Below are 5,399 nucleotides of genomic sequence, written 5' to 3'. Positions count from 1 at the left end.
GGTAAAAGATGAAAGGTTAAAGTTTTTACGGCTATAACCCGACCTAAAAGTCATTTTACCACCGAGGGAACAGAAGCGCTTTGCTGCACCGAAAAACCATTCGAGGCTAAAGCCGACTCCTACATGTTCTTTGTGGTGATTCTTTTACTTTTATCACAACTGCGCGGCATAAAGCCGCGCCTACGTTAAGTCATAGGTGCTAGGTTTTAGGAGCTAGGTCCTAGCCTTTTACCTCGTTCCTTTAACTTTTAACCTTTCGCGGTAGCAAGCTACTCGCCTACAAATCATTTTTACCACCGAGGGCACTGAGAAGCTTCGCTACACCGAAAAAACGTTCGTGGCTAAAGCCGACTCCTACATGCTCTTTGTGGTGAACCTTTTACTTTTATCACAACTGCGCGGCATATAGCCCCGTCTACAAAACAAGTTCTACCACCGAGGCGTTCGCTACATCGAGAAAAGCTAGATAAAAGTTAATTTATTAGCTCTCTAATCTCTACCTCCGTGAACTTAGTGTCCTCTGTGGTGAATTTACTTAATTTTTTACCACCGAGAGCACCGAGGCGCTTTGCTGCACCGAAAAACCATTCGTGGCTAAAGCCGACTCCTACATGTTCTTTGTGGTAAACCTTTTACTTTTATCACAACTGCACGGCATAAAGCCCCGCCTATAAAAAATTTTTACCACCGAAGCGTTCGCTACATCGAGAAAAGCTAGATAAAAGTTAATTTATTAGCTCTCTAATCTCTACCTCCGTGAACTCAGTGTCCTCTGTGGTGAATTTACTTAATTTTTTACCACCGAGAGCACCGAGGCGCTTCGCTACACAAAGAAAACCATTCGTGGCTAAAGCCGACTCCTACGCATTCTCTGTGGTGAACCTTTTACTTTAATTACAACTGCGCGGCATATAGCCCCGTCTACAAAACAAGTTCTACCACCAAGGAAACAGAAGCGCTTTGCTGCACCGAAAAACCATTCGTGGCTAAAGCCGACTCCTACGCATTCTCTGTGGTGAACCTTTTACTTTAGTTACAACAGGGCGGCATAAAGCCCCGCCTACATTTGAAGTCAAAGGTTTTAGGTGCTAGTTACTTCCCTAGCACCTATTTAACTTTTTTGTCGCGATATAAAATCGCTGCTACGTTTTACTTATCCGATTTATATTCGTAATTGTAGTAACCGTAATAGCCGTAAGCGTTACTGGCTTTTTTAACTACACCATTGAACACTACGCCTTTAACATCTGTGCCATTTTGTTCAAAACGATTACGGGTAAGTTCGATCTCTTTAATATGGTTTTGGCCAAAACGTGTTACCAATAAGGTAGTGCCGGTATGGGCGCTAACTATTGCCGGATCGGTTACCGCTAAAATAGGTGGCGTATCAACAATTATTATATCGTATGCGCTACTTACCTCTTCAACTAACTTACTAAAGTTACTATGCATAAGTAATTCTGATGGATTCGGTGGTATTTGCCCACGAGTAATAACACTCAACCCTTCTACAGTAGTTGGCTTAGTCACTTGTTCAAGGTTTAAACGCCCAGATAGGTAATCACTCAAGCCATCATCCCACTTTAAGCCAAACTGAGTCTGTAAGTACCCTTTACGCATATCGGCATCGATTATTAGTACTTTTTTACCGCTTTGTGCCAAAACTGCGGCTAAGTTAACTGATACAAATGATTTACCAACACCTGGACTTGGGCCGGAAATTGCAATTAAGTTATTTTTAGCCTCCATCATCGCAAAATGTAAACTAGTACGTAGGCTACGCAGTGCCTCAATTGATAAATCCGCTGGGTTATCAAGTGCCAATATGGACTTAGGTTTATTCGCTTTATTTTTAAGCGCTTTGCTAAAACCAGTGAGTTTATCTTGATAATCTGAGTACGGTACGCTGGCATATACTGGCAGGCCAATTGCCTCAATTTCGTTTGGATCTTCAACGCCTTTGTGCATGGCTTTTTGCACCAGCACAATTGCAACAGCTAACATACCACCTAGCATAGTAGCCATCACGACTATCAAGGCTTTTTTAGGCTTAACAGGTTTTGAGGTATTCACCTCGGCAAAATCAATAATACGTACGTTACCTACTGTACCGGCACGCACTATATCAAGCTCTTGGGTTTTGCTTAGTAATAGCGTATAAATTTGGTTACTTACTTCTACATCGCGTTTTAAGCGCAGTAACTCTTGTTGAGTCTCTGGTAGGTTACCTACTTCACCAACTAATTCTTTTTTCTGCTCATTAACGGCGTTGATTTGCTCAATTAAGCCTTGGTAAGTTGGGTGGTCTTTTTTAAACTTGCGGCTCATTTCTAAACGCTTTAACTCAAGCTCTTGTAGTTTTGTTTCAAGTTTAACTACTTGCTCTAATACGCCTTGCGTTTCAAGTGAAATGTTAATTGATTGGCGCTGTATTTGGTAATCGTTAAAGCGTTGCTCGGCAAATTCAAGTTGCTTTTTAATTTCTGGTAATTGTACTTCTAAAAACTCTAGGGATTTTTGTGCTTCGGCTGAATTACGTTCAACATTACGGCGTACATAAATACCCGCCACTTTATCTAGCACTTTTTCAGCATAATGTGGTTGTTCGCTCTGTAGGCTTAGGTTAATAATGCCTGAATCTTTGCCCTTTTCACTGGCACCAATCGCAGCTTGTAAATCTAAAATCGTATTTAAGCGATCTTTACGCAGTATTGTAAATTCAGTACCGGCACGAGCATTTAAACTACGTATCGTTAAGTTAAACTTACCATTGGTTAATTCTTGCCCTACTTTACCCGCTAATATTTGTTCGCCTTCGTCATTTAATAATGCCACAGCATTATTTTCTTGCGCTACTAATGTAAACTCGATACCTACAGCAGATCGTGGTACATCAAACCTAAATACATCAATGCTCTCACCGCCCCACGCATATGAGATCGCGCCAAAACTCGGCTCAGCTAACTCACCTTCGTTCATAGGGCTAAATTTACGAAACGCACGGCTACCTATAAATGGGAATAATTTGGGCTCTGCTACTACATCAAGCTTTAATGTATCAACCGCTTCACCAATGACTGAACGTGATTTAAGTAGTTCAATTTCTGTAACTGCGGCTGAAGTACTTTCAAACATGCCCGACATATCGTCAAAACCTGGCACTGAGCCACCACTTTCTTCAACTTGGATCATCGCCGTTGCTTGATATACCGGGGTCGAAAATACCGCGTAAACCACACCAACAGCCATAAACGCAGCTGTTAAGGCGATTATAAAATATTTACGATCTATCAAAGCACCTAACAGTGCCATTAGGTCAATTTCTTGGCTTGCTTGTGCCTGTTGTTCAGACAACCGATTTTGTTTGTTTGCTGCTAATGCAGTGGGCTGAGCATTCATGTACTAGCCTATCCTTATAAATACTTTTGCCAAGCGCTACAGGCGCTGTCGATTAATGCATAAACGTGTTCAAACGCTTCAAGACTCTGCCGATATGGATCTGGAACTTCTTTATCATCCAACCATTTACCGAGTAAAAAGGTTTTTCCGCGCGCTTCAGGATAACGACTACAGAGATCAGTTAAATGGCGTTGCTCCATCACTAAAATCACACTGTTTTGCGCAACTAGGCTTGATGTTAACTGCCGGCCTTGGTGCTCGTCCATATTTATACCATTCGTTGCAGCAATCTGCTTTGCTGTCGCGTCGGCAGCTTTACCTTCAAGCGCGGTTAAACCAGCAGACGATACTTTGATATTTTTACCAGCTAACTTACTTTTTAATACGTATTCAGCCGTTGGACTGCGGCAAATATTACCTGCGCACACTACTAAAATAGAATCAAACATCTTTTATTAACCCTTAATTAGTGTTGGCTACATCGTTAACAGCATCTACTGTTGATATTGATGGTAGTAATAGGCTAATTACACGGTTCCAACGAGCAAGCGGTGCCGATGTTACATATACGATATCGTGAGGTTGTAATTCAAATTGCTCGGCCAATACCAACGCTGCAACATTTTTTGCATGCAGCTGGTATACATCGGCAATCACACCATCGGTTTCAAGGTTACGTTTACGTAGCACAAACACACCATTCGCATCGGCGGTGTTTTCGTTTAAGCCCCCTGAATCACTAAGCGCTTGCGCCAAGTTTAAACCGTAACGATTAACATCAACTGAGCCCGCTTTTTTAACATCTCCTAAAACAAAAACACGTTGTAAATCGTTGCGATTTACATGCACTATATCGCCATGCTGTAATAAGCGGTTTTGTGAAATATCGCCATGCGCATAAAAATCATCAAGCTTTATTACTTCTGTTTTGTCGCCGCGAGTAAACGTTACTGTGCGCCAATCCGCAGCAGCAGTTAAACCACCGGCTTGATTTAAGGCATCAATCAATGTGAGTGGAATTTCGGTTACTGGGTATACACCAGGCTTAGTTACTTCACCAGTTACGTAAGCTTTTTGGCTGCGAAAACCAACCACTTTGATATCAACTTGCGGATCTTCAATCACCCGACTTAAGCGTTTAACTAACTCATTGTGTACTTGTTGTACTGTTTTACCTGCAGCCTGAATATTCGGCGCATAAGCGTAAGTAATGGTACCGTCTGCTTGCACGCGAAAACCATCAAACTCAGCGGTACGTTGTACTGCAGCTGGTATGGTTAATTCTGGGTGATCCCATACACCAATGGTAAGTACATCACCTACACCAAGTATGTATTCGTAATTATTAACATTTAAACCATCAAGGCTTGAAGGTGACTTAGTTTTTTTGCGCGATTGTTTTTGCTGATAAATTAAAGATGAGTCAATAATTTGAATATTTACTTTTTCAAGGTCTTGTTCAAGGTTTTTTGTTTGTTCACCCGATTCGATTCCTTCGAAATGGCTACCGGGGATGATTGTACAACCTGTCATTGTTAGCAACGTGAGTGATGCTACAAGTGTTTTACAGCTTAGCGCCATTGTTTATTCCCAAATAATATTAAATTCTAAAACTTTCAGCTTATTTTAAATATATTGCTGTTATTTTTTGCTGGCTAATTAAAGCATGGCTATCCTTGCTTCGCAAGGTTGCTTGCACGTTTACTGTGCAAGCAGTTAACTTTTTTGTTAATTTAGTTAAAAGCTTCGGGCTTCGGGATTCGGGCTTCTGGCTTTTGGTTTCTGGCTCCGCGTTTAGTGCTTTGTGCCTCATTCTTCTGCTTTCGATTCTGTGTTCTTGAGGCTCGTGATTTCAAAGTCTTGTCCAACATTGTTATTTACTTTTCTCCCATTTTCCGTCTACTTTCCCTTTCCTCGAACCTAAACTCCGCCTATTTGTACTTCTTACTTCTCCATCCTACTGATTACTTTTCATTTAGCATTCTTTTATTTACTTGATC

General features: G+C 41.3%; 3 protein-coding genes. All 3 read right to left on the bottom strand.

Going from position 1 to position 5,399, the window contains the following annotated elements:
* Positions 1 to 1,149: 1,149 nt before the first annotated feature.
* The 3 genes from H5158_RS21965 to H5158_RS21955 are packed head-to-tail and all read right to left on the bottom strand — an operon-like array spanning position 1,150 to position 4,980.
* Positions 1,150 to 3,399, bottom strand: coding sequence for a polysaccharide biosynthesis tyrosine autokinase (locus H5158_RS21965; protein WP_182740908.1), 2,250 nt, complete (start codon positions 3,397 to 3,399; stop codon positions 1,150 to 1,152).
* A 14-nt stretch (positions 3,400 to 3,413) separates the two neighbouring features.
* Positions 3,414 to 3,848 carry a low molecular weight protein-tyrosine-phosphatase gene (locus tag H5158_RS21960; RefSeq protein WP_149980561.1) on the bottom strand — a complete coding sequence of 145 codons (435 nt, stop codon included), beginning with the start codon at positions 3,846 to 3,848 and terminating at the stop codon, positions 3,414 to 3,416.
* A 13-nt stretch (positions 3,849 to 3,861) separates the two neighbouring features.
* The gene (locus tag H5158_RS21955; RefSeq protein WP_182740907.1) at positions 3,862 to 4,980 is read right to left on the bottom strand and encodes a polysaccharide export protein; all 1,119 of its coding nucleotides are present in this window, start codon (positions 4,978 to 4,980) and stop codon (positions 3,862 to 3,864) included.
* Positions 4,981 to 5,399: the final 419 nt, after the last annotated feature.

The organism is Pseudoalteromonas sp. SR45-6, assembly GCF_014163545.1.
GTDB lineage: Bacteria > Pseudomonadota > Gammaproteobacteria > Enterobacterales > Alteromonadaceae > Pseudoalteromonas > Pseudoalteromonas rhizosphaerae.
Note: the sequence above shows the minus strand (reverse complement) of the source record. Positions and strands in the feature narration are given on the sequence as shown.

Bases quoted from the DNA above. Each gene is read 5' to 3' on its own strand.
- H5158_RS21955 (WP_182740907.1), bottom strand. From the start codon at position 4,980: ATGGCGCTAAGCTGTAAAACACTTGTAGCATCACTCACGTTGCTAACA.
- H5158_RS21965 (WP_182740908.1), bottom strand. From the start codon at position 3,399: ATGAATGCTCAGCCCACTGCATTAGCAGCAAACAAACAAAATCGGTTG.
- H5158_RS21960 (WP_149980561.1), bottom strand. From the start codon at position 3,848: ATGTTTGATTCTATTTTAGTAGTGTGCGCAGGTAATATTTGCCGCAGT.